The sequence below is a fragment of the Aquimarina sp. AU119 genome, assembly GCF_900312735.1.
In the GTDB taxonomy this organism is placed as follows: domain Bacteria; phylum Bacteroidota; class Bacteroidia; order Flavobacteriales; family Flavobacteriaceae; genus Aquimarina; species Aquimarina algiphila.
Map to the genome: position 1 here is coordinate 41,819 of NZ_OMPF01000031.1, position 24,695 is coordinate 66,513.

The 24,695-nt window shown below is 33.8% G+C and carries 19 protein-coding genes; 4 read left to right on the forward strand and 15 right to left on the reverse strand.

Features of this window, described 5'->3' with window-relative positions; all coding sequences use genetic code 11:
- Nucleotide 1 precedes the first annotated feature (1 nt).
- From DK442_RS24410 to mnmE, 12 genes are all read right to left on the reverse strand, one after another.
- Nucleotides 2–1,273 carry a restriction endonuclease subunit S gene (locus DK442_RS24410; protein ID WP_109438538.1) on the reverse strand — a complete coding sequence of 424 codons (1,272 nt, stop codon included), beginning with the start codon at nt 1,271–1,273 and terminating at the stop codon, nt 2–4.
- Nucleotides 1,274–1,275: 2 nt separating this feature from the next.
- A complete protein-coding gene (locus tag DK442_RS24415; protein ID WP_109438539.1) occupies nt 1,276–2,868 on the reverse strand; it encodes a type I restriction-modification system subunit M in 1,593 nt (530 codons plus the stop codon).
- 3 nt (nt 2,869–2,871) lie between these two features.
- Nucleotides 2,872–3,855, reverse strand: coding sequence for a nucleotidyl transferase AbiEii/AbiGii toxin family protein (locus DK442_RS24420; protein WP_109438540.1), 984 nt, complete (start codon nt 3,853–3,855; stop codon nt 2,872–2,874).
- Nucleotides 3,852–4,433, reverse strand: coding sequence for a DUF6088 family protein (locus DK442_RS24425; protein ID WP_109438541.1), 582 nt, complete (start codon nt 4,431–4,433; stop codon nt 3,852–3,854). The genes DK442_RS24420 and DK442_RS24425 overlap by 4 nt, the downstream gene beginning before the upstream one ends.
- A 123-nt stretch (nt 4,434–4,556) precedes the next feature.
- The gene (locus tag DK442_RS24430) at nt 4,557–4,922 is read right to left on the reverse strand and encodes a DUF6730 family protein (RefSeq protein WP_109438542.1); all 366 of its coding nucleotides are present in this window, start codon (nt 4,920–4,922) and stop codon (nt 4,557–4,559) included.
- 10 nt (nt 4,923–4,932) lie between these two features.
- A complete protein-coding gene (locus DK442_RS24435; RefSeq protein ID WP_109438543.1) occupies nt 4,933–5,790 on the reverse strand; it encodes a relaxase/mobilization nuclease domain-containing protein in 858 nt (285 codons plus the stop codon).
- Nucleotides 5,787–6,299 carry a mobilization protein MbpA gene (gene mbpA / locus DK442_RS28710; RefSeq protein ID WP_235011028.1) on the reverse strand — a complete coding sequence of 171 codons (513 nt, stop codon included), beginning with the start codon at nt 6,297–6,299 and terminating at the stop codon, nt 5,787–5,789. The genes DK442_RS24435 and mbpA overlap by 4 nt, the downstream gene beginning before the upstream one ends.
- Nucleotides 6,296–7,141, reverse strand: a complete 846-nt coding sequence (locus tag DK442_RS24445) for a toprim domain-containing protein (protein ID WP_109438544.1) — start codon at nt 7,139–7,141, stop codon at nt 6,296–6,298. Before DK442_RS24445 ends, mbpA begins: the two co-directional genes overlap by 4 nt.
- Nucleotides 7,142–7,347: 206 nt before the next feature.
- On the reverse strand, nt 7,348–8,553 hold the full coding sequence (locus DK442_RS24450) for a primase-helicase family protein (RefSeq protein ID WP_109438545.1): 1,206 nt from the start codon (nt 8,551–8,553) through the stop codon (nt 7,348–7,350).
- Between the two features lie 58 nt (nt 8,554–8,611).
- A complete protein-coding gene (locus DK442_RS24455) occupies nt 8,612–8,893 on the reverse strand; it encodes an AlpA family transcriptional regulator (RefSeq protein ID WP_109438546.1) in 282 nt (93 codons plus the stop codon).
- A gap of 347 nt (nt 8,894–9,240) precedes the next feature.
- Nucleotides 9,241–10,398, reverse strand: coding sequence for a site-specific integrase (locus tag DK442_RS24460; RefSeq protein WP_109438589.1), 1,158 nt, complete (start codon nt 10,396–10,398; stop codon nt 9,241–9,243).
- A gap of 164 nt (nt 10,399–10,562) precedes the next feature.
- Nucleotides 10,563–11,954, reverse strand: a complete 1,392-nt coding sequence (mnmE, locus tag DK442_RS24465) for a tRNA uridine-5-carboxymethylaminomethyl(34) synthesis GTPase MnmE (RefSeq protein ID WP_109438590.1) — start codon at nt 11,952–11,954, stop codon at nt 10,563–10,565.
- 458 nt (nt 11,955–12,412) lie between these two features.
- Between mnmE and DK442_RS24470 the strand changes: the two genes are divergently transcribed.
- Nucleotides 12,413–14,158 (forward strand): trypsin-like peptidase domain-containing protein, encoded by a 1,746-nt coding sequence (locus DK442_RS24470; protein ID WP_160114339.1) that lies wholly within the window; start codon nt 12,413–12,415, stop codon nt 14,156–14,158.
- Nucleotides 14,159–14,362: 204 nt separating this feature from the next.
- A complete protein-coding gene (locus tag DK442_RS24475) occupies nt 14,363–14,701 on the forward strand; it encodes a DUF4870 domain-containing protein (RefSeq protein WP_109438548.1) in 339 nt (112 codons plus the stop codon).
- Nucleotides 14,702–14,763: 62 nt separating this feature from the next.
- Here the strand turns inward: DK442_RS24475 and DK442_RS24480 are convergent, their stop codons facing one another.
- Both DK442_RS24480 and DK442_RS24485 read right to left on the reverse strand, forming a co-directional pair.
- Nucleotides 14,764–16,047, reverse strand: coding sequence for an ammonium transporter (locus DK442_RS24480; protein ID WP_109438549.1), 1,284 nt, complete (start codon nt 16,045–16,047; stop codon nt 14,764–14,766).
- 45 nt (nt 16,048–16,092) lie between these two features.
- On the reverse strand, nt 16,093–16,431 hold the full coding sequence (locus DK442_RS24485; protein WP_109438550.1) for a P-II family nitrogen regulator: 339 nt from the start codon (nt 16,429–16,431) through the stop codon (nt 16,093–16,095).
- 495 nt (nt 16,432–16,926) lie between these two features.
- Between DK442_RS24485 and gltB the strand changes: the two genes are divergently transcribed.
- Nucleotides 16,927–21,426 (forward strand): glutamate synthase large subunit, encoded by a 4,500-nt coding sequence (gene gltB, locus DK442_RS24490; RefSeq protein WP_109438551.1) that lies wholly within the window; start codon nt 16,927–16,929, stop codon nt 21,424–21,426.
- 13 nt (nt 21,427–21,439) lie between these two features.
- Nucleotides 21,440–22,903: a glutamate synthase subunit beta gene (locus tag DK442_RS24495; protein WP_109438552.1), complete on the forward strand. Its 1,464-nt coding sequence runs from the start codon at nt 21,440–21,442 to the stop codon at nt 22,901–22,903.
- 207 nt (nt 22,904–23,110) lie between these two features.
- Here the strand turns inward: DK442_RS24495 and DK442_RS24500 are convergent, their stop codons facing one another.
- Nucleotides 23,111–24,577 carry a S41 family peptidase gene (locus DK442_RS24500; protein WP_109438553.1) on the reverse strand — a complete coding sequence of 489 codons (1,467 nt, stop codon included), beginning with the start codon at nt 24,575–24,577 and terminating at the stop codon, nt 23,111–23,113.
- Nucleotides 24,578–24,695 lie beyond the last annotated feature (118 nt).

Sequence of the window (24,695 nt, forward strand, 5' to 3'; positions counted from 1 at the left end):
CTTAACAAAACATTTTTTGTAATAATCCTTTTTTCCATTGCTCCGTATCATTCAACTTTTCATCTATTAATCCTATTTTTTTGTCAATAGAAGATAGAATGCCAGCTATTTTGGCTTGCTCATCTTTTTCTAAAGGAAGAGGAATTTCAATTCTTGAAAAATTTTCATAAAATAAATAACTACGCACTCCTCCTTCAGTATTTCTTTGAACAGACTTATTAAAATCAAAAGTTTGGAGGTAATGGTTTAAATATTCATCTTCCAATTCATCTGTAGTTTGAAAGCAAACGTAAAGAGAACTAATAATAATATTTTCTAATTCACCACTATAACCAATTGAGCCAACATTTATTCTAGCTGGGTTATATGCAAAAGTGTTTTTTTGAATAATCTTGTACATTGAGATGTCATAACCTCTATTATTGCTATTAACACCTTCAAATTGGTCAGATTGAGGTAGGAAACCTTCTTTGTTGTTAATAGAGTATACAGGGTAATCAATATTGTCTTTATTTTTCTTTCCTGTTTTATTGGTAATTTTTCCAAGCTTCGTGTTTTCCCAATCAGGAAAATCCTTTCCATTCTTATCTTTAAATCGTGTTTCCTGAGAAAATAATTTTTGAGCAACTCCTTTTTTGTATTCTTCTAGTAGTTCTTTTTTGTTTTTAAGAGCTTTTATTTTTTCGTCAATTGTAGAGAAGAAATAAGCTATTTTGGATTGTTCTTCTTTATCTGATGGAAATTTTAAACTGATTTTTGAAAGTCTTGTAGGTGAAATACTCAAAACTTTTGTTCCTTGAGATTCCTTTTGAATTTGGGTTCTAACAAATTCAGATTGATATAAATAACCTCCAAAGCCAATGCTTAGTTTTTGCAAATCTGGTCTAGCCAGAATTGTATGAAGCCCAGACAATAACTTTTCGTTATTAATATTGATTATTTCAATTGCTTTACCAACATCATTAATATCTTCAGAAGCGTCCGCAAAAATCATATCTCCATCTTTACAATAGTTTTCTTTCGAAATTCTTTCAATAGAAATGGTGGGCTTAATGAATGGAACAGATTCTTTAGTCAGGTCTATAAGTGTTGGAAATTTTTTATGAATATCTCCGTAATGAATATTTTTTACTTCTCCGTCATCATTAGTTAGATTGTCTCTAGAAAATGAGTTAGTAACCTTAAATGAGTATGTATTCCCCATTGTGTCATCATTCCAGTCTTTATTAAATTCAGGAAAACGTAAATGCGGTATGTTTTTTTGGTTTGCCATTTCTAAAAAGGTGCTGTGATTTTTAGGTCTTTGCAGAATTGCTCTATTGTTTTATCAATATCAACCATAGAATCATCCACTGTCTTAATGCTTTTGGCAACCGCTTCAATATCAATATCAGGTTCTTTCTCAAAAGTATCAACATACCTTGGTATGTTTAAGTTGTAATCGTTTTTAGCAATTTCTTTTAAAGTAGCTCTATAACTGTATTTTTCAAGCTCTGTCCTATTGCGATAGGTATCAACAATCTTTTTGATGTGCTCATCTTGGAGTAAGTTTTGGTTTTTAGCTTTGTCATATTCATTGCTTGCATCAATAAATAAAACATCATCAGGATTTTCTCTACATTTTTTAAAAATCAAAATGCAAGTTGGGATGCTCGTTCCATAGAATATGTTAGCAGGTAAACCAATTACAGCATCCAAGTAATTTTTATTTTCAATTAAATACCTCCTAATGTGTTGCTCTGCCGAACCTCTAAATAATACACCATGTGGTAAAATAATACCCATTGTTCCGTTTTCAGCTAAGTGGTGAATCATGTGTTGCACAAAGGCAAAATCTGCTTTACTACTAGGAGCTAGTTTGCCATATTGGCTGAAACGGTCATCACTTGTAAATAATGGATTAGCACTCCACTTTGCAGAGAATGGAGGATTAGCTACAATAGCTTCAAACTCCATATCAACGTGCTGTGGTCGCTCAAGTGTGTCTTCTTGCTTAATATCAAATTCACGGTAATGCACACCGTGCAAAATCATATTCATTCGTGCCAAGTTATATGTGGTACGGTTCATTTCTTGTCCGTAAAAATCCCCCACATCATCTACTTCCTTTGCCACACGAAGTAATAGAGAACCTGATCCGCAAGTTGGATCATAAACAGACTTTAGTTTCTGTTTACCTGTTGTTACAATCTTTGCCAAAATCATAGAAACTTCCTGAGGTGTATAAAATTCACCTGCCTTTTTACCAGCATTACTTGCGAATTGCCCAATCAAATACTCATAGGCATCTCCTAGTACATCTAGTTCAGTATGTTCTAATTTGAAATCAATTTTATCAAGGTGAGTTAAAACTTTGGCAATAATGGTATTTCGAGCTTCAGGAGTTTTACCCAATTTGGTACTGTTCAAATCCATATCTTCAAAGAGATTGTCAAAATCTTCCTCACTATCAGTACCCATAGTACTCAATTGAATATTGAGTAATATTTTTTGTACGTCCTCTAATATGAAGCCTGTTTTTTCTTCATCAAAATGATCATCTTCATTGTTTTCTCCTTTACCTCTTACAGCTACTTCAGAAAACAATTCTTCAGGTTTTAAGAAGTAACCTAGTTGTTCTAATGCTTCTTCTTTGATGGCCTTTAAATATTCATCAAAATCAGGTATTGAAGGATTTATTTCTCGAAACTCTATTTTGTCTTGTTTCAATATTTCGTTGGCGAAAATTTCCATCTTTTCACTTAAGTACTTATAGAAAATGAATCCTAAAATATAATCGCGAAATTCATCCGCATTCATTTTGCCTCTAAGTGTATCAGCAATATTCCAAAGCTGCTTTTTTAATTCTTTTTTATGATCTTCCGACATTCTTTATTTCAATTCGTTTATTATATTTTTAAGTAGTACATCAAAATCCAAAGATTCTCCATGTATCATACTATTTTGCATTTCTTTGTAATCAGATTTGTAATTTTCTAAGTGCTCTTCAGGGGGAATAATGTTGAGGTTATGCATAGTTAAACCTTCGTAATCTATTGTTTTCATAGGGGTTAATACACTCCTGTGAACAATGATACTTTTAAAAAGAGATGTGTTTTTCAAAGCAGCCTGCCCGTATTCGGAATTTAGTATTTGCCCTAAATCATAAAAATGTCTTGACATACGTAAGTGCCTTATTTTTTCTGGAGGTTTTTGAAATTCTTCATGAAGCAGAATAAGTTTTTCCAAAAATGTCTTTTGGGGATTAGTTGCATTTACAACAAATTCTTCTTCCGAAAAATCTGCTTCATGATAATGTTCATCAATTATTGATTTAATAGCAACTTCTTGATTAGGTTCAATTAATGATCTTGCACTAACTTCAATCAATACTCTTGTTGGTAAATAGGGTAAATCACCAAATAGTGATTGATAGTTCACTTTAATAGTTTCTGGATCTTGATCGGACACCTGTGTGTTTTCTACGAGAATTTCAAATAAATTTTCACCTACACCATATGTTATTAATTGCTGCTTTAACAATTCGGATAGATCTTTAGATACAAAAGAGTGACAGGCTCTTCTTAATTTTCGAATTTGTCCTTTTGATAAATCTCCTTCAAATCCTAAATATTGTCTGTCAATACCTAAATCAATGTCTTCAGAAAATCGTTGGATTAAATTAAAGGCTTTACTTAAAGAGGTTCCTCCTTTGAAGATTAAATGATTAGCTAAATCCGAAGTAAATACCATACGTAGCATTAGTGTAACCCAAGCATCTTTTTCTATGGCTTGTGGAGGTAAATTGGTTTTTACACCGATTTGAGTAAACATTTCTGTTTGCTCTTCTTTTGATAATGCTAACCAGTTATTCATTTATCTACTATTATTTTTTTAATCCAAATAGGTGCATTATTTAGATTTTTATAAACTATTTCTTGTTCTTTACTTTTTTCTATTATCGTCTGTATTTTATCAAGCTGTTCTGTAGTAACATGTTTTTCTCCAATTTCTTTTAATGCCTGAATTATAAGATTGGTCAATCTATGCTCAATGCTTAAGTTTTTGGGATTTGTCTTTTTAAACTGAATAGTTTGATTCCCAACTTTTATATTTCTGGGAGAACCATCTGTTAAGAACACTACTTTTAATGGTATTTGAGTTGATAACCCCAATAAATTTAGAGCTGTAGAACCCGTAGCTATTATTCGTGCTTTATCGCGTTTAGCAATAGCCTTGGCTATTTGTTCAGCATGCGGATAAATGATGCCTAAGCGCTTGTGCATTTTGGGTAAAAAGTATATTCCTTTTGCAATACGCTTTATTCTATCATCCTTGGTTAAGCGTTGTAATGATTTACGAATTGCTTCGTAATTTCCAGATTCGCTAAAATCTGAAATAAAGAATATTTCTCCTGGTTTAATTTTTTTTTGTATGGTACTAAAATCCATCATTGTCCCAAAAATAGATAAAAATCGGGACAAATATAATTAAAATACATCAATAATTGTCCCGAAAATAGTAATTATTTGGGACAACACTATAGGATAGCTAACCATCCTGAATTTTTAATTTTATTATGGAATTACTTTTTCAATTGTAATTTGAGAAGTTTTTTCTGAAGCCATCTTTATTTGATACGCATAAACCAATGAAACCACAGAAAGGAAAATGGCCACAATGAAAGTTATAACTGCCCATTTGGGATATACCCCTGCTATTTGGAAGAGGGATTCCATTCGATTGTAAAACCGTTCCTGTTGTTCCTTTTGGTTATCCAGTTGCTTGCTATGTTCCTTTAAAACGGTTTTGATTTCCTTTAGGTCGATAGAAATCTTTACATCTTTTATATTCTCGTTGATAGCTTCTAATCTGTTGACATCATCACGGAAAGCCTCCATTTCGGAAGTCAAAAGTTCCATATATTCCTTAATCTTTGTCATCTTTTAATGTTTAAATTCCTAGCCCTGCATCAATAGTGTGTTTAATGACTTTTTTAGTGATTTTTTTGATAATACTCATAGCCAACCTTGGAGCAACTGGTACTGCTTTGTCCAAGATTTTCACGGGTGCAATGCTCTTTACTTTGGATTGTCCATATAATTTCTGACCAATATTGCCTCCAGTCATGCTTCGGTGTACCTCACTGCCTTTTAAGTTATAACCATTGAACTCAAACCGAAATCCTTGGAGCTTTCCTCCTTTATTGATACTGGAAATTACTTTAACCCCATTGGTTTCCATGGATTTCATATAATCGCTAAAATTCTTCGGAGCAAATTGTTTTATTGTCAGCTCGTGTCTTCGTCTGATTTCCTGTCTAACGTCATTTAATAAAAACTCTTTTTCCATTTGTACCTGTCTTACGGTTGTTAGCTGTAATTGTTCGGCAACCTTTTCTGCTGCTTGTTGGCTGCGTTTACCAATAAAACTATCGTTATACGCCACTCCCTTATAATCGATTCGGTTTACATACAAATGGATATGGGTATGCTCCTTGTCCCTATGGACAAAGGCAATGGCCTGTCTTTGTTCCAGCTTCATTTGTTCCATAAACTTTTGACATATTTTTTCAAGTTCTTTCTGCTTTAAACGTTGCCCGTCTTCTACTGTAGGACTAAGAACAAAGGAAAGTGTGTTCTTTTGGCAATGGTAATTTTGTTCCTGAAGCATTTTAAATTCCTGGGTTATTTCTTCTGGATTATTACCAATCAATTCTTGTTTAAAAACCACTTCGGCATTCTTTTCCTGATTCCATCCATAAGCCATGGAGGCTTTGGTATGTGAAATAGACATGCCTTTTCCTATCATGACGTGAACTTTTTAAGGTGTTCTCTTATTTCATCTGCCAACCAATATACCTTTTCTGTTAGGTGTGGATTCCTCTTGCGGTACATGTTTCCAATAGCTTTAAAATTGTTATGGAATTTTATCAGGGTTCTGTAAATGATAATTTCATCTTCGGTCAAACGTTCGGTTATCTTTCTGTCAAATGCTATCCTTCTAAAATATTCACTGACGGTCAATCCACATCGTTTTGCCCGATTCTTTAAAAGCTTCTTTTCAAGGGACGTACATCTGAATTTAATCAGTTCTGTTTTCCCTTTAAACACTCTCTTTTTTCCATTGCGACCATCGGGAGCAATCGAGAATGTGTCCACAGACACACATCTCGAATTCGTTTGTGGCGAATCTTTTCCCGTTAGCTCAATAGATAAGGAATCTCTATCATTTAATAGCTCTGGAGTAAGTTCTATTTTGTTTTTATCGGTTTCGGATTTTCGCTCTACCCAATCAAAATCTTCATCTTCCAATCTCATAACATTAATTTTTCATTAGCATCCTTATATCCTTCGTAGGTTGCCCTGTAATCCGTGGATTTGGAATGTGATTCTAATAGATATTCTGTTGCTCTATCGCCCGAAGTATCATTATCTAAATAAAGTTTTACCGATTTATAATTTCCAAGAAAAGGCATAATACGTTTTATAAATGCCACAGAATTGAGAATTATCACATCATTGTCTTTTAGCCCTTCTTCTAGTAAAGCTTCCAGAGAAAGTAAATCGAACATGCCTTCAACTACAATGAGGTTTTGATGTCCTTTATTGAAATGGCTATAGGTTTTTGGGGAGGTAGATGTTTTGTAATATTTATTGCGAAGTTCCCATCCTCCCAATTGATTCTTTAAACCTATGGCAAAAAATGTTCTTCCTTTGTTCCTATACCAAACTTCCTTACAATATCTTTTTGCAACTGAAATCGGAATTTTTCTTGATTTCAGATAGTTGAGTAATGCTTGATGTTGGATGGTTTGTACCTTTTGAATTTCTAGCCTGACTGTTTCCTTTTCAAAAATTCGCTGCTGTTGAAAAGAAAAACCACTTGTTTCATTGGATAGAAATACCAAGGCCTCCTTTACGGAACATTGGTTTAATTTAACTATTAAATCAATAGTATTGCCTCCTTCAAAAGTTCCAAAGTCTATCCAATAGTTATCTCTCAAAGAGACTTTAAAAGAGGCTTGGGCTTCTGACCTGAAAGGACTTAGAAACCAAGCTTCTTTTCCCGATTTCCGATTGGGAAAGTGCCCTAGTTTTGCCAGTGTCTCCACCAGGCAAATACTACGGGCTTTTTCGCAATTCAATATTTCTTTTTTCATCTGCTTTACTTTTTATATTTTTTTGATGAAATGATGACAATATTTATAAACCCCTCTTAAATAATGGGCTTAACAGCATCATCGTTTTTTCATCGTTTCATCAGTTCTTATTTTATCTATCATATGTCTATCATCACTTTTTATTTTGATGAAAAAATGATGACAATTTGATGATAACCATAGCCCTTATAAAATCTGGCTTTAGGTTATCCCATCATCAAATCATCAAAATTTTGAACAAGAAAATCCTTTTGAATAGTGAAATACCGTCCTTTTGCATCTTCCATGTTGATTTCTCCATTACTCCAAATGGTAATCTTTTGATAGCTATTGGAGTTCTTTTGATTCTCTAATTTCCAATCTCTTTTCAGTAATCTTCTCAGTTGGGTTAGGTCAGTTTTAACCCTAGTCTTATTTAATATGTGTAAGGCATCGATTGGACATAGGTTAACGGAATTCAACTCAAACTTATCCATCGCACTCAATAGAATACTGGCTAGTTCTTTTTCAACCCTATTACGGTTATGCCTGACCAATCGATTTAGAGCTGGAGTATAAACCTGTTCAGGTGTAAACCACATTCGTGTCAACTGGCTTGTTTTTAGCTTCCGATTCAATAGGAAATAAAGAAATGCGGGAATTTCTTGAATAAGTTGCTCTAAAAAATCTGTTTCCTCGTTTTTTACAGGTAGAATTTTGCGAATCCAAAATCGGGTTTCATTAGCATCAATTTTGATAAAATTATCTTCATTGTTGCTACATAGAATGAACTTACCAAAGAACTCAACTTCTCTTTTATCTTTTCCTTTAGCCTCTAGTTTGTTTCGATTATTGGTACTTAGATACTTAATACGTTCGGTAAGTTCTTCTTTATTGAAAAGGACTTCATCAATACAGATTAAAAGTTTATTGGCCCAATCTGCGTTGAACTGGCTTCCAAAGCTATCGTTGGTCAAATAAGTTAAATTGTTCTCAAAAACCTCCTTTAACCATTTTAAAAAAGAGCTTTTTCCAGTGCTTCTTTCTTTAGAAACTAAACAGAGAATGGGTAGAATCTGTGTTGGCTTTTGATACAAGAGCTGAAGATAATCCAAACCTAATTCCTTTTGGTTCCCGAATATGTGAGTTATAAAAGATAGTGTCTTTTCAATAGTTCCCGTCTTAGGGATGTTCCTTAAAGGCGAATAGATATTATAGAAACTGCAATATTCCTTTTGGAAATCAATGTGATTGGGAATGCATGTGAATCCATCATATTTAGGCACTTTACTTAAATAGTCTTTTCCATGGTCTTGTTTTATAATATGCTCGTTCCAGGAAACAAGCAGTTCGTTAAAATGCCCGGATATGGTCGGTGCCTTGACCAGTTTGTAATAGGTAGTACCAACCCTTATATATGGTATTGTTTTCATATTAGTGTGATTTGTAAGCCCGTATCAAAACGGCTTAATGAGACAAATGGGTTGGGTTTTATCCTTTCTTCAGGACATATTTCAATGCCTCGTTCTTTATTTCACACTTTGATTTCCGGTTGTTCCGTAGCAACCATTCATTTAGGCGATTAATATCAAAGAATATCATTTTGCCATTGGGCTTGCTATGGGGGATGATTCCAGCAGAAGTTAATTTGTATAAATAGCTTCTTGAGATACCTGTATAGTCACAAGCTTCTTCAAGTGTAAGTACTTTTTTTGCACCTAATAGTAAGCTCTCAATTCTATCGAGCTTCTCTTCAATTTTTATATTGTCCATCTTATCCGATTTATAGATTAATAATGAACAAAGCGCTTTGTTTCTTTTTGTAGAATTCTAGAAATAAAAGTATAAATAAGGGAAATATGAAACTATTAGGTGTTAAGTTTTTTATTCACAAATAATTGATAATCAGTTATTTATTTTGATTTATATACAAATGAAATCAAATTTTATGGACTTCATTAAATCAGATTTCAAAACATATGTTTTGGTATTGAAAAATATGGAGTGGAATTAGTGAAATTCTGAGTTATTAACAATTAAAAACCAAAAAATGGCTTATAACTCTTTGATTCAAATCTTAAATCTGATTTTTGGAGGAGTCTAAAAGGAATCCGTGTTCTTTATTCGAGGCTATCTAATTCTAATTTTGGAACTAGGTTGGCTGCCTCTTTCATTTTCTTATCAATGATTTTAGCATAAATCTCCGTAGTTCTTATTTCTTTATGTCCAAGGCGTTTAGAAACTGTGTAGATGTCAGCTCCATTTTCCAAAAGTAAGACCGCATTGGTATGTCTAGCGGAGTGGAAGGTGATGTGTTTGGTAATACCTGCAAACATACACCAACGAAGCAACTGAAGATTCATGTGCGCGCTGTAATGTAGATTTCTAAAAACCCTATCTTTCGGCTCTTCCCTTTCTCCAAGAAGGTTTCTGGCTTGTTTTGAAATATATAGATATTCAACACCTTCTGTTTTCTTTTGTTGAAATACAATTCGAAAAATAGAGTTACTCGCTTCATCTTTCCCTTCATCTCGAACTTCAGACCAAACCAATTTATTGATATCAGACCATCGTATGCCAGTAAGTGTGGAAAAGAGAAAGGCTCGTTTTAAAATTGGGAATTTGCATGGGGTTTTAGACAGCCTTTGAAGCTCATCTGAAGTTAAATATTCTCTAGTTGATTCTCCCATGGCAAAGCCTTTTACTTTCTTAATTAGATTTTCTTTTAGATAACCTTCTTCAAAGGCTGCATTAAGACAGGCTTTGAATTTATTAAAATAGGTGTGCTTGGTATTTTGGGATAGATTCTTTTTACTTTTAGTTACAGCTACAGTATCTAAGTACTTTTTAAACCCTTTAATAAAATCGATATCAACATCATTAAAGGTAATATGATTGGGGCAATACCTTTCTAAATGCTTCTGTGCCGCATCCCAATTATCATAATTTCCTTTTGTTTGATAACGTTCCTCTTTCTTCATTTCGTAAAAATCCAATAGGGTAGTTCTTCCTCTATGATTGTTTTGAATTCTATACTTGCCCTGGTAGATTTCCGATTTTCGAATTGCCAAGATTTGCTCAGCAAGTTCAAGCTGTTCTCGATTTTTTTTCTTTTCAGAAGAGGAATTTGGATTGCTTATTAAATAAAGTTGAAGATATTCATAATCCCTGAGGTGTTTAACTTTTCCATTTACAAGGGTTTGTGTGCCTTTATAATATTCTATATATAGACTTAGTTTTCCTGTTTTTAGTTTCTTCTTTCTTAAGTGTACTTTTATCATGACGACACATTTTTTTGTGTCCCGTCAATATCGAGACACACATGAGACACAATAAAAATATGGAAATCACATAATCAAGGGAAAGTAAAACTCCAAGAGTTATTAACAACAATTTGATTTACAGTCAATTGTATTCAAATGATATCAAATAAAATTACTATCTATTTGCCGATACAGAAATTAGCAAAAATATTACCTAATAAATCATCGCTGGTAATTTCTCCTGTGATTTCACCAAAATGATATAAAGCTTGTCTGATATCTATAGCCATTAGATCTCCAGAAAGTCCAGAATCTATACCGTACTGTACTTTTTGAATTTCTTCTAATGCTTTTAATAAAGCATCATAATGTCTAGAGTTAGTCACTATAGTCTCATTATTACGTAAAGCACCTGTATTGACAAAATCTAAAAGCTTATTTTGTAATTCTTCGACCCCGGTATTTTGCTTAGCCGAAAGTAAATGGATATTCTCGATTTCTGAGGTCAAATGGTTGATTTGATTATTCTCTAATTTATCGACTTTATTAGCGACTATGATTAGCGGTTTTTGAGGATATTTATTCTTTATCTTCCCAATTTCAGTTTTTAATTGCTGAAGACTTTCTGGGTTTAATTGTGAACTATCCACTAAATATATCACTACTTGTGCTTGTTCAATCTTTTCAAATGTCTTTTTAATACCGATACTCTCTACTACATCTTTGGTATCTCTTATTCCCGCTGTATCTATAAATCTAAAACCGATTCCTCCAATATTAATTTCATCTTCAATAGTGTCACGAGTTGTTCCTGCGATATCAGAAACAATAGCTCTTTCCTCATTGAGTAAAGCATTGAGTAATGTTGACTTACCGACATTAGGCTCTCCTACAATGGCTACAGGAATTCCATTTTTAATAACATTCCCAACTGCAAAGGAGTCAATAAGCCTTTTTAAAACGTTAGTGATTCTTGAGATAAGATCTTTAAACTGTGTACGATCGGCAAATTCTACATCTTCTTCTGCAAAATCTAACTCTAGTTCTATAAGTGATGCAAAATTAAGAAGTTCATCCCGCAGTTTTTTAATTTCATTACTAAAACCACCTCGCATTTGTTGCATAGCAATTTGATGAGAAGCTTCAGAATCTGACGCAATGAGATCAGCAACGGCTTCTGCCTGGGATAAATCTAATTTGCCATTAATGAAGGCACGTAAAGTAAACTCTCCTGGATTTGCAATTCGGCACCCTTTACGCAGTAATAATTGAATGATCTCCTGTTGGATATAGGTAGAACCATGACAAGAAATTTCGATAGTAGGTTCGCCTGTATACGAATTTGTTCCTTTAAAAATAGAAACTAATACTTCATCCAAAATTTTATCTCCATCAATAATATGCCCTAAATGAATAGTATGACTTTTTTGAGAGCTTAATTCTTTTCTACTAATAGAGTGAAACAGAGGAGAACATATCGTAATTGCTTCTTTCCCTGAAACACGTATAATAGCTATAGCCCCCGCTCCAGAAGGAGTAGCTAATGCAACTATGGTATCTTGTGCGATCATATGTTTTACGTATCGAAAAGCAAAAATAGACATTAATAAATGTATTTTAAATTTTGCCTGTCAAAGTTTTTTGAGGAGTTGTTTTTCTTTTCTATCTTGTGAGAGGATATGAAGATGTACTTTGACAGTACTTCTTATTTTATTCGATTCGGAAAATAAAAAGAATAAGAGAAAACCACTGGTTTTCTTTTGATTAAAAAGAGTTGACCAGTTAGTGGAATACAGGTTTGCAGTAGTTAATTTGACTGCAAAAATCTATGTACTAACTAAATTTAATGTCTAACCCATATATTTTTAATCTTAATCTTATTCTTATGAAAAACACAAACTCAATAAATTTTAATAAACCATTTTTCTTGCATAAGCTGGGTGTTCTGGTTTGCATGATTTTTATGCTCTCACCCTTAATAAATTGGGCGCAAACAGATGAACTCCCCAGACATTATGAACCCTACAATATGAGAATACAATCAGAGGGTGTTCAAAGTAAAAGCAGTTCTCAGGTTATTACACGAACTATTTCAGAAAAAGGGGCAATCTGGTTACGTTTATTTTTAAAGGATGTAAATCTTGGAAAAAATAGTACACTTAGTATTACTTCTGCATTAGATGGTGCTACACAAACATTAACGTCAACGACCATTAAAGATTGGAAAAATACAACGGCTTATTTTAATGGAGATGAGGTTACATTGAAGCTAACAGTAGCTCCCGGAGAAAAGTCGATTGGTTTCAATATTGTAGAAGTAGGAGTAGGGGAAAATGACCCTGGAGCAAAATCTCAATGTGGATCTGCAGATGATAGAGTAGATTCTAATGATGATGCAATTGGACGAATAGTTCCTATTGGTTGTACAGGATGGATTATCACCAATGGTAGATTAGTTACTGCAGGACATTGTGTTAGTAGTAGAGCGCAGCTTATCGAATTTAATGTGCCAAAATCTAATCCAGATCGTACTATTGTACATCCAGGTCCAGAGGATCAATATCCTATAGGTAATTTTGTTACTAATTATGTTAGAGGTAGGCCAGAAACAGATTGGGCCGTATTTACGGCTAGCGCAAATTCTCAAACGGGACAGACTCCTATTCAGGCACAAGGGAAATCATTTAATGTTGTACAGAGTAATCCAGGTAATACTATTACAATTACCGGATTTGGTACAGATACAGGTATAGATAATCAGACACAGCAAATTCATACAGGTCCGTTATCTTCTGTGAATAATACCTTTGTAAGGTATAGAACTGATACCACTGGTGGTAATTCGGGAAGTCCAATAATTGATGCAGCAACAGGAAACGCAGTTGGTGTTCATGCTTATGGAGGATGTACAGGATCCGGAGGTTCTAATTTTGGAGAAAGAGCTACAATACCTGATTTTTGGGATGCTATGGGGTTAGGAGGAACTACTCCTCCAGGAGGTTGTACTACCATAGATTTTGATGATTTTCAAATTAACTCATTCTCAAATCAAGATAGTTCGGGTAACTTTTCAGTGCAAAATAACGGAGCATCGTTGTCATTGCAGAATAATACATGGAAGTATATTGCTTTAAACTATAATGTAACAGCAAATACAGTACTCGAATTTGAATTTAGTGGTTCATCTCAAGGTGAAATTCATGGAATTGGTTTTGAAAATGATAATTCGCTAACTTCTTCAAGGTACTTTAGAGTTTATGGTACACAAAACTATGGAGTTGGTAATTTTGATAATTATCCAGGTTCGGGAACCAGAACGTACCAAATTCCGGTAGGTAATTTTTATACAGGGAGTATGGATAGATTGGTGTTTATTAATGATAATGATGCCGGAAGCGGAAATACATCTATATTCAGTAATGTAAAAGTGTATGAAGGATCTTGTGGACAATCGGCTACAGCAGAAAACTTAATTGCCGAATTAGAATCTGCTACCCCGATACTTGGAGATGAGAACGAAGGAAGTTTATCAGGATTAAAATTATCACCTAATCCAGCTCAGGATGTTTTTACATTGTATGTTAATGAATACGCCAAAGGAAGAATTAATGCTACAATATATACTATTTTAGGAAGTGAAAAAGCTCAAATAGAACTACAACCCGGTGTTAATACCGTTTCGACACGTAGCTTATCCTTAGGAGTAGGTATTTATTTAGTTAAAATTGATGGGAGTGATGGAGAATCTAAAACTCAAAAATTGATTGTTAATTAAACATAATTTATTATAGACATTAAATTAGTAGTTACTAAACACCTCGATCTTTCTCGAGGTGTTTTTTTTATTAAAAGATATAGTGATATAATTTTTGATAAACTAGCTGTAACAAAATGCTATTTTTTTCGTCATATTAATATAAGTTGCTAATATTTTTAGCAATTATTACATCATCAATCAACCAAAAAAAACAAAAGAACCATGAGAGACGACAAATCAGTATTAGTCATTACACATTTATCACAATTATTAGACCTTGTTACGGGGTTTGGAGGGTTTATAGTGCCTCTTATATTATGGTTAACTCAACGAGAAAGGGTACTAGCTATGGATGAGCACGGGAAATCAATTATGAATTTTCAGATAAGCATGTTTATCTACGCACTTATTTGTATTCCACTAACATTTTTGTTTGGACTTGGAGCTTTAGGACTGGTAGTAATTGGAGTATTATGTTTTATATTTCCTATTATTAATGCTGTAAAGGCTGATAAAGGAGAACGCCCATCTTATCCATTTTCAATACAAATTATTAAATAATAAAAAAAGCGGATGATTTTAATACATCATCCGCTTTTTTTAATTACTTTTTTTTGATTCAATTAATCTCTGCCATAAACATTTACTCCATGTTCATGAACATCTAATCCATCAATTTCTTCTTTTTCAGAAACTCGTAATCCTATAGTTTTCTTTAAGATGAACAATACAATAAAACTAGCTAACACAGCCCATCCTATCATGGATAATGAACCCAAAGTTTGAACACCTAATTGCTTAAATCCTCCTCCATATAATAATCCTCCGGCAAACTCATCTCCTGGTATAGCAAATACACCTACTAATACAGTTCCTAAGAAACCACAAACACCGTGTACAGATATTGCTCCCACCGGGTCATCAATTTTTAACTTTTTATCAATAAATTCTATAGATAATACCACTACGATTCCAGAAATTAATCCAATAGCAAGTGCTCCCCATGCGTTAACATTACCACAACCTGCAGTAATACCTACCAAACCAGCTAGGGCTCCGTTAAGTGTCATAGAGATGTCTGGTTTACCGTACTTGATCCAGGTAAAGAACAATGCAGTAATAGCTCCCAAAGCAGCTGCTAAGTTGGTATTGATAATAACACTACCGACAGCTACAGAATTAGAGCCGCCAAAAGCTAATTGAGAACCTCCATTAAATCCAAACCATCCTAACCATAGAATGAATACACCAAGTGCACCTAATACCAAGTTATGTCCTTGAACAACATTAACCTTACCGTCTGCATATTTTCCAATTCTTGGTCCAACTAATTTTGCAGCAACCAGTCCAGCAAATCCACCTACAGCATGTACGATTGTTGATCCGGCAAAATCAATAAAACCAAGGTTGTTAAGCCAAGCTTTATCATCAAAAGGCCATAACCAACTACCTGATATAGGATAAATAATGGTGGTTAGAATAGCTGAGAAAATTAAATATGTCGAAAATTTTGTTCTTCCTGCTATTGCTCCTGAAACTATGGTTGCGGCAGTTGCACAGAATACGGTTTGAAAAAATAAGTTATGCCAATCTTCTTTATTAAAGAAAGCTAAATCTGAAGGATCTCTCATGAAACCTCCAAGGATAGTATCTCCACCATACATGATAGAATATCCAACTACCCAAAACATTAAAGAACCAATGGCAAGATCCATAAAATTCTTCATTATTATATTACCAGCGTTTTTAGATCTGGTAAACCCCGTTTCAACTAAGGTAAACCCAGCTTGCATAAAGAATACCAAAATAGCAGCAATGATAATCCATAATATGCCAAGGTCAGCATTGATTCCTTCAACTGCGGCTTCTACTGCTTTTTGAACCTCTTGTTGTTGTATATCGTTCATAAAATTTTATTTTAATTTTTAAGTTGATTATTTTTAAAAGTAAAATTAGGATAAGGTTACCCCACCTTTTTCTGAAGTACGAATTCTGTAGGCTTCATTAACTTCAGAAACAAAGATTTTTCCATCTCCAACTTCTCCGGTTTTTGCCGCTTCTAATATGGTAGCTATTGTTATTTCTTCAAAGTCATCATTTACTATAATAGATAAATATCGTCTTTGGATATCGGTGGTACTATAAGATACACCTCTATAAACGCTTCCTTTTTGCTCGTTTCCTACACCAGTTACATCCCAATAAGAGAAGAATGTGACCCCTTTATCATGAAGAGCTTCTTTTACAACTCTGTATTTGGATCTTCTGATGATTGCTTCTATTTTCTTCATAAAGAATAAAAGTTAAAATTAATGTTAAATCTTTTTCAAAAATATGTGAATTTATTTTTTACATCCAAATTTTGTGGGGTAAACACGTAATTTTTATCATTTTGTGATATTTACCCCCTAAAAAATTAGGGGTACGTATTTTTTTTGAAAAAAAATAGTGATTTGATACCTTGCTGAAAATGATTTTTTACGAAAACGTTTTCATTGTAATTTATTGATAATTAGGTAAGTATGATTTTTTGTAAAACATTGTTTTTATTGGTTTTTCACAAAAAACGCATTATCAAATTCGTAATAAGAAGTCCTTATTTTGTGATTATTTTATCCAATATGGTTTTTTTTTAGTGAGCTCAAAAAAGTGAAGCCGAATGATTCCTTTTTCTTTTCCGTTCCTTAATGATTTGTTAATTTCATCAACTTGAAACATTGTAATCATCTCAATTTTGTAATGGATACTAAATTAATGATGAATTCATAATTAGATCGGAAAACAGTATGAAGAAACAAGGAATGTATTTACCAGAATTTGAGCACGACGCATGTGGTGCAGGATTCATATGCAGTTTAGAAGGAAAAAAGTCAAATGATATTATTCATAAAGCATTAGAGATTCTTGAAAAATTAGAACATCGAGGTGCGGTAAGTGCTGATGGAAAAACTGGAGACGGAGCGGGTATATTGATTGATATTCCTCATGACTTTTTTGTAGAGCATTGTGATTTTGAATTGCCCCAAGCAGGGGAATATGCAGTAAGTAATGTTTTTCTTCCTAAAAAAGAAAACCAACGACAATTCTGCATCGATACATTTGAGAAAAATATAGCAGATCAAGGATTAGTATTATTAGGTTGGAGAGATGTGCCTGTTGATCATATTCATTTGGGTGAGATTGCAGCAACAACAGAACCTTATATTAAACAATTATTTATAGGTAAAGAAAAAAAGGACCAGAGCTATTTTGATTTTAACTTAAAACTATTTACTGCCAGAAAAATTACTGAACATACTATATATAGTTCTAGACTTTCTGAAAATAAATTCTTTTATCTACCAAGTTTATCTACAAAGACTTTAATATTTAAAGGATTATTAATGCCAGAAGATATTAAGTTGTACTATACGGATCTTATGGATCCAAAAGTAGTAACAAGATTAGCTTTGGTACATCAACGATTCTCAACTAATACTTTTCCTACTTGGGATCTAGCACAACCTTTCAGGTATATGTGCCATAATGGAGAGATCAATACGTTAAGGGGTAATGTTACCAGAATGCGTTCTAGAGAGGAATTATTAAAGAGCGATTGGTTTGGAGAAGACATCAAAAAAATACTTCCTGTAGTATTAAAAGGTAAATCAGATTCAGCTTCTATGGATATGGTGGTAGAATTGTTATTAATGACAGGAAGATCACTTCCAGAAGTCATGATGATGATGGTGCCAGAAGCATGGGAGAAAAATAAAGAAATGTCTGAGGCCAAGAAAGCCTTTTATGAATATAACTCTTGTGCAATGGAACCATGGGATGGTCCTGCTTCGATTCCATTTACCGATGGTAATTATATAGGAGCGGTACTGGATAGAAATGGATTGAGACCCTCTCGTTATAGTGTAACTAAGGATGGTTATGTAATCATGTCTTCAGAAACAGGGGTTGTTGATCTGGAACCAGGTAATATTGAGTATCATGGTAGATTAGAGCCAGGTAAAATGTTCCTGGTTAATATGGGCGAAGGAAGAATTGTTAATGATGAAGAGATTAAAGAAGAAATTGCATCGAAACATCCATATAGAGAATGGTTAGATAATAACCTGGTACACCTTAAGGATATTCCTTATAATGATTGTCCTTTGTTTTTGGGAGAAGAAACTATTGCCAAACGTAAAGGAGTATTTGGATATACGCAAGAAGATATCGATACGATTATTGCTCCAATGGGGCAGTTAGGTAAAGAACCAATAGGTTCTATGGGGTCTGATACGCCCATTGCTGTACTTTCTGAACGTCCTCAATTAATTTATAATTATTTCAAACAATTATTTGCTCAAGTAACGAATCCTCCATTAGATGGGATTCGTGAAGAAATGATTACTGATATTAGCTTGACGTTAGGATCTGATCATAATATATTTGATATAGATGAGAAACACTGTAATAAACTAAAAATTCAGAACCCTGTAATATCCAAAGAGGATCTTGACAAAATAAAAACATATACAGAAAAAGGATTTAAAGTAACTTCTATACCTATGTTATATAACATTAATAGAGGGTTAAATGGTCTGGAAGATGCGCTTGAAGCATTGCTTAAGAATGTGTCAGAGGTAATTGATGATGGCACTAATGTAGTGATACTATCCGATAGAAATGTAAGCAAACATAGAGCTCCAATTCCAGCCTTACTTGCTTGCTCCTATGTAAATAGTGGTCTACAAAAATTAGGGAAACGATCAAAAGTTAGTATAATTATAGAATCTGCAGAACCTAGAGAAGTACATCATTTTGCATTGTTGTTTGGATATGGAGCAAGTGCTATCAATCCATATATGGTAAATGAGATTATTGGAGAACAAATTAAAGAAAACAATATTTCAGGGCTTACTTTTGAGGAAGCGATATACAACTATAATAAAGCAGTTGGTAAAGGAATATTGAAAGTGATGAATAAGATTGGAATTTCTACTTTGAATTCGTATAGAAGTTCGCAATTGTTTGAGTGTATAGGGATTAACACCAAAGTGGTAGATCAATATTTTCCAAATACAGCAACACGTATTGAAGGTATAGGTTTGTATGAGATAGAGAAAGAGATCTCAAAGCGCCATAAAAGAGCATATGTAGAACATGAAGTGGCAGCAGATTTAGATTTAGAAATAGGAGGGCAATATAGATGGAGACGTAACGGAGAGAAACATCAATTTAACCCACTGTCGGTGGCAAAATTACAAAAATCTGTTCGTGACAATGATTCTAAAACATATAAAGAATATGCAACATTAATAAATGAGCAGTCTAAAAGTTTAATGACAATTCGTGGTCTGTTAGAATTTTCTAATTATGATCCAATTTCGATAGATGAGGTAGAACCTTGGACAGAAATTGTAAAACGTTTTAAAACGGGAGCAATGTCATATGGATCAATTAGTAAGGAAGCTCATGAGAATCTAGCCATTGCAATGAACCGTATCGGAGGAAAAAGTAACTCTGGAGAAGGAGGAGAAAACCCGTTACGTTTTTATAAAGATGTAAATGGAGACTGGAAAAATAGTGCAATTAAACAAGTTGCTTCTGGACGATTTGGTGTATCATCAAATTATTTGACAAACGCGGCAGAAATTCAAATTAAAATGGCTCAGGGAGCTAAGCCGGGAGAAGGAGGTCAATTACCAGGACCAAAGGTAAATCCAGAAATAGCCAAAACTCGTAATTCTACACCATATGTAGGTTTGATTTCACCACCACCACATCATGATATATATTCTATTGAAGATTTATCACAACTAATTTATGACCTAAAATCGGCTAATAGAGATGCTAGAATAAATGTAAAATTAGTTTCAGAAGTAGGTGTTGGTACCGTAGCGGCTGGTGTGGCTAAAGCCAAAGCTGATGTAGTATTAATCTCTGGATTTGATGGAGGAACAGGAGCATCACCTTTAACTTCTTTAAAACATGCAGGATTACCATGGGAACTTGGTATTGCAGAAGCACAACAGACATTGGTTGGGAATAATTTGCGTAGCCGTATTGTACTCGAATGTGATGGACAATTAAAAACAGGACGCGATGTTGCTGTAGCATGTTTGTTGGGAGCAGAAGAATTTGGTTTTGCAACAGCTCCGTTAGTAGCTTCTGGATGTGTAATGATGAGGGTATGTCATTTAAATACGTGTCCTGTTGGAATAGCAACTCAAAATCCAGAATTGCGTAAAAAATTCAAGGGGAAGCCAGAACATGTAGTTAATTATATGTATTTCGTAGCTCAGGAATTACGTGAGATTATGGCACAGCTTGGTTTCCGTACGATAGATGAAATGGTAGGACAGGTTAGCAAGTTAAATCATAACAAGGCAATAGAACATTATAAAGCAGCTGGAATTGACCTTACTCCAATTCTACATCAGGTAGATGCACCCGAAGGCGTAAAAATTTATAATACAGAAGGACAAGATCATGGTCTTGGAAAATCTATAGATTTCGAAATTATAGAACAGGCTCATCAAGCGCTTTTCCGTAAAGAAAGAATCACTCTCGATTTTGATATTTGTAATACAGATAGAGCAGTAGGTGCTATTTTAAGTAATGAGATTTCTAAAATATATGGAGCTCAGGGATTACCAGATAACACCTTAAAATTAAATTTTACTGGTGCTGCCGGACAAAGCTTTGGAGCTTTTGCTACCAAGGGGTTAACTATGATTGTTAATGGAAATACTAATGACTATTTGGGGAAAGGGCTTTCTGGAGCTAAATTGATTATTAAAGTCCCCGAAGAAGCTACTATTACCCCAGAAAATAATGTGATTACGGGTAATGTTACATTATATGGAGCTACAGATGGAGAGGTGTACATTAATGGAAAAGCAGGAGAAAGATTCTGTGTTCGTAATTCTGGAGCCAAAGCTGTGGTAGAAGGAATTGGAGATCATGGATGTGAATATATGACTGGTGGTGTAGCAGTAATTCTGGGAGAAGTAGGTAGAAACTTTGGAGCAGGTATGTCTGGAGGTATTGCTTATATCTATGATGACAAAAAGACGTTTGAAGCACATTGCAATAAAGAATCTCTTAATCTAGATCCTGTTATAGAACAAAAGGATATTGATGAACTAAAAACGTTAATTGAAAATCATTATAATGCTACTTTAAGCCCGTTGGCACAGAGAATACTTGAAAATTGGGAAAAAGAATTACCAAAATTTATCAAGATTTTCCCAGAGGAATATAAGCAAGCGTTAAAACGATTAGAAGAAGAAAAACTAGCACAAGCATAAAACGATATTGAACATGGGAAAGATAACTGGATTTTTAGAATTTGAAAGAGAAATAGAACAGTACGAACCTGTTAAAGATCGTATAAAAGATTATAAAGAGTTTACTGTGGCAATGCCAGAGAAAAAACTTAAAGATCAAGGTGCGCGTTGTATGGATTGTGGAATTCCGTTCTGTCATAGTGGATGCCCTTTAGGGAATTTGATTCCTGATTTTAATGACGCAGTATATCGTGGTAAATGGGAAAAAGCAGCAAGTATTTTACATGCTACAAATAATTTTCCTGAGTTTACAGGTAGATTGTGTCCTGCACCTTGTGAAGAAGCTTGTGTATTAGGGATCAATGAAGATCCTGTTACTATCGAGAATATAGAGAAAAATATTGTAGAACAAGCTTTTGAAAACGGATGGGTGAAAGCAAATCCACCAAAAGAGCGTACTGGAAAAACAGTGGCTGTAATTGGTTCTGGCCCCGCAGGATTGGCAACTGCACAACAATTAAATCGAGCAGGACATTTAGTGACCGTTTTTGAAAGGGATGAAAAAGTAGGTGGATTATTGCGTTATGGGATTCCTGATTTTAAAATGGAAAAAAATGTAATCGATCGTCGCGTTACTGTTCTTGAAGAAGAAGGAATAATATTTAAAACCAATATTCATATTGGAAAGGATATCAAAGCTGATCAGCTAAAAGAAGATTTTGATGCTGTAGTTTTATGCACAGGAGCAACGGTTCGTCGTAATTTACCTGTAAAAGGAGCTGATTTAAATGGTGTAGTACAAGCCATGGATTTCTTGCCACAAAACAATAGAAGAGTTGATGGGATAAAAGATTTAGGAGAGGAAATATTGGCTACAGGAAAAGATGTTATTGTAATAGGTGGAGGAGATACTGGATCAGATTGTATCGGTACTTCTGTACGGCACGGGGCGACTTCTGTAACCAATTTTGAGATTATGGGTAAAGGGACTACTGAGCGTCCTGCAAATCAGCCTTGGCCATTTTGGCCTATGCGATTACGTACGAGTTCTTCTCATCAAGAAGGTGTAGAACGTAATTGGAGTATTTCTACTAAAGAGTTTTTAGGAGATGAAAACGGAAATTTAAAAGGTTTAATTACGACAGAAGTAGAGTGGGTGAAAGAAAATGGTCGATTTACACTCAAAGAAGTTTTAGGTACTGAGAAGGAGTGGAAATGTGAATTAGCATTATTAGCCCTTGGATTTACAGGATCAGAACCTACCATTGCAGAGCAATTAGGGATTGATATGGATACAAGAACTAATATTAAAGCTACAGAAGATAACTACGCTACAAATGTAAAAGGAGTTTTTGCGGCAGGAGATACACGTAGAGGACAGTCACTAATTGTTTGGGCAATTGCAGAGGGCAGACAAGCTGCTCATCATATTGATAGTTATTTGATGGGAAGTTCTAATTTACCACTTAAAGGTGATGGAGATTTACCCAGAGTTTAAATTAATACTCTCTTTTTAAATATTTTAATTATTGGTGTTAATAAAAGGCTGCTAAAAATGGGAATTAGCAGCCTTTTGTATTTTGCTTTTTTAGAAATACTAATAGATGATTTTTGTATAAATTTACACCTCATTGTTTTGTACCTCATAGCGGCGTTAACAAATAAAAAAACTACTTATACGAGTGTATAAATTGATTTAATGATTTCACATTGTTGGCAATAGTTTTTTAAGTGTAAATTCCAGAACAGCATCATTGTTTTCTAAAATATCCTGTATAGAGTTTGATACATTGTGATCAGGGACAACACTTCTTTTTTGGATATGTTCATCTATTGCATACTTTGCATGTAGTAAAGGTAAATAGATAGCTGTTTCAGTATGATTTCCTTTGACAGAAATTTGACGTACACCATTACTAATACCTGCATATCCATAGGTTTCTGTTCCTACTAAGTTAGCATTTGCATATTTCTTTAATAGACTTGCAGCAATACCTCCAGCTGAAGCTGTACCACCATTGATCAAGACAACCAATCTTCCTTTATATGGGTACTCTTCAATCGGGGCATAATTCATCAAATCACGCAGTAACTCATGTTTTGTTACCCTGAAAGTACCATCTGTTTTTTGCTTTAGACCAAAAGACTCATTCAAATTAATTGTGTCGCCAGTTATTTCCAAAAAGTATTTATCATCTACCAGAGTCACTATTTCTTTTGCAGGAGTTATAGATTGGTCAATGAAATATTGAAGCAAGTAAGCTGCATTGCTTGCTTTTCCACCTCCATTATTTCTTAAATCGATTATTAAGTTTTTAATATTGTTATTAGAAATTTTTTTAAAACATTGTTTATAAAAATCTGGATAGGTATTCTCAGGCTCATCATAACTCTCTTTAAAAAACCTACTTATTTTTAGATAGGCATAGTCATCCTTCTTATTTATATTAAAATTAAATGCTTCTTCAGGTTTTGTTTCTAATGGAATTTTTTTGGATGCCCTGGTTTCATATATTTCTTTTGAAATTGACTTAATTTTTGTTTTTATGATTTTCTTTGTTTTATAGTCCCGATAAACAAGGTTGTATATAGGTCGTTCTCCAAATATTTCTGGGTAGAGCCTATAAAATGATTTGTATGGCCCACCTAACCAATGTTGCATACCGCTGTGACTTTTACCATCAGAAGAATAATGGGCTAAAATTTCAAAAATAATCTCATTACTCAAGTTGCTATCAATAGACAAAATTTCGGACCCCTCAGTGATTTCTAAGGTACTAAGATTTTTTACTATAAAAATACGTTCATCCCGAATATACACTTGAAAGGGAAGTCTTTTTTGATTATGGATAACACTTCCGAGTTTACCGAATGTATATGCCTGTGTATGTCCATCATGTATATTTGCTATCAATTGAAGAACAATTTTATAAAATGCCTTTGCTTCCATCGGTTTAGAGGAACGAAACATCAAATCATTTATCATTTGATCGAACTCCTCATGGGTTTGATGTGTGTAAGTCCCTGGATGAATTTTAGTTAATATTGTTTTAAATTTTTCTAAATCGGCCAGCATTTGTTCAGGTTGGTAAACTAGGTATTCCTGTGCTCTTCCTTTTACTATATACATGCTTAGGAAGCCGATTAGTATTAACCTGAAAATCGTATCCATTTTATTTATATTGTTTTAATACCTGTTATTCTTTGGGTTTACAGTAAAAGTAAATTCAAAGAATAACAGGTATAATAATTGAAAACTCCTAAAATAATTTAGCTCTAAAGATGATGAT

Coding starts and splice junctions, on each gene's coding strand:
- mnmE (WP_109438590.1), bottom strand. CDS start 11,954: ATGATCGCACAAGATACCATAGTTGCATTAGCTACTCCTTCTGGAGCG.
- DK442_RS24480 (WP_109438549.1), bottom strand. CDS start 16,047: ATGAACGATATACAACAACAAGAGGTTCAAAAAGCAGTAGAAGCCGCA.
- DK442_RS24435 (WP_109438543.1), bottom strand. CDS start 5,790: ATGATAGGAAAAGGCATGTCTATTTCACATACCAAAGCCTCCATGGCT.
- DK442_RS24455 (WP_109438546.1), bottom strand. CDS start 8,893: ATGGACAATATAAAAATTGAAGAGAAGCTCGATAGAATTGAGAGCTTA.
- DK442_RS24495 (WP_109438552.1), top strand. CDS start 21,440: ATGGGAAAGATAACTGGATTTTTAGAATTTGAAAGAGAAATAGAACAG.
- DK442_RS24470 (WP_160114339.1), top strand. CDS start 12,413: ATGAGAATACAATCAGAGGGTGTTCAAAGTAAAAGCAGTTCTCAGGTT.
- DK442_RS24445 (WP_109438544.1), bottom strand. CDS start 7,141: ATGAAAAAAGAAATATTGAATTGCGAAAAAGCCCGTAGTATTTGCCTG.
- gltB (WP_109438551.1), top strand. CDS start 16,927: ATGAAGAAACAAGGAATGTATTTACCAGAATTTGAGCACGACGCATGT.
- DK442_RS24415 (WP_109438539.1), bottom strand. CDS start 2,868: ATGTCGGAAGATCATAAAAAAGAATTAAAAAAGCAGCTTTGGAATATT.
- DK442_RS24430 (WP_109438542.1), bottom strand. CDS start 4,922: ATGACAAAGATTAAGGAATATATGGAACTTTTGACTTCCGAAATGGAG.
- DK442_RS24485 (WP_109438550.1), bottom strand. CDS start 16,431: ATGAAGAAAATAGAAGCAATCATCAGAAGATCCAAATACAGAGTTGTA.
- DK442_RS24425 (WP_109438541.1), bottom strand. CDS start 4,433: ATGATGGATTTTAGTACCATACAAAAAAAAATTAAACCAGGAGAAATA.
- DK442_RS24410 (WP_109438538.1), bottom strand. CDS start 1,273: ATGGCAAACCAAAAAAACATACCGCATTTACGTTTTCCTGAATTTAAT.
- DK442_RS24475 (WP_109438548.1), top strand. CDS start 14,363: ATGAGAGACGACAAATCAGTATTAGTCATTACACATTTATCACAATTA.
- DK442_RS24420 (WP_109438540.1), bottom strand. CDS start 3,855: ATGAATAACTGGTTAGCATTATCAAAAGAAGAGCAAACAGAAATGTTT.
- DK442_RS24500 (WP_109438553.1), bottom strand. CDS start 24,577: ATGGATACGATTTTCAGGTTAATACTAATCGGCTTCCTAAGCATGTAT.
- DK442_RS24450 (WP_109438545.1), bottom strand. CDS start 8,553: ATGAAAACAATACCATATATAAGGGTTGGTACTACCTATTACAAACTG.
- mbpA (WP_235011028.1), bottom strand. CDS start 6,299: ATGAGATTGGAAGATGAAGATTTTGATTGGGTAGAGCGAAAATCCGAA.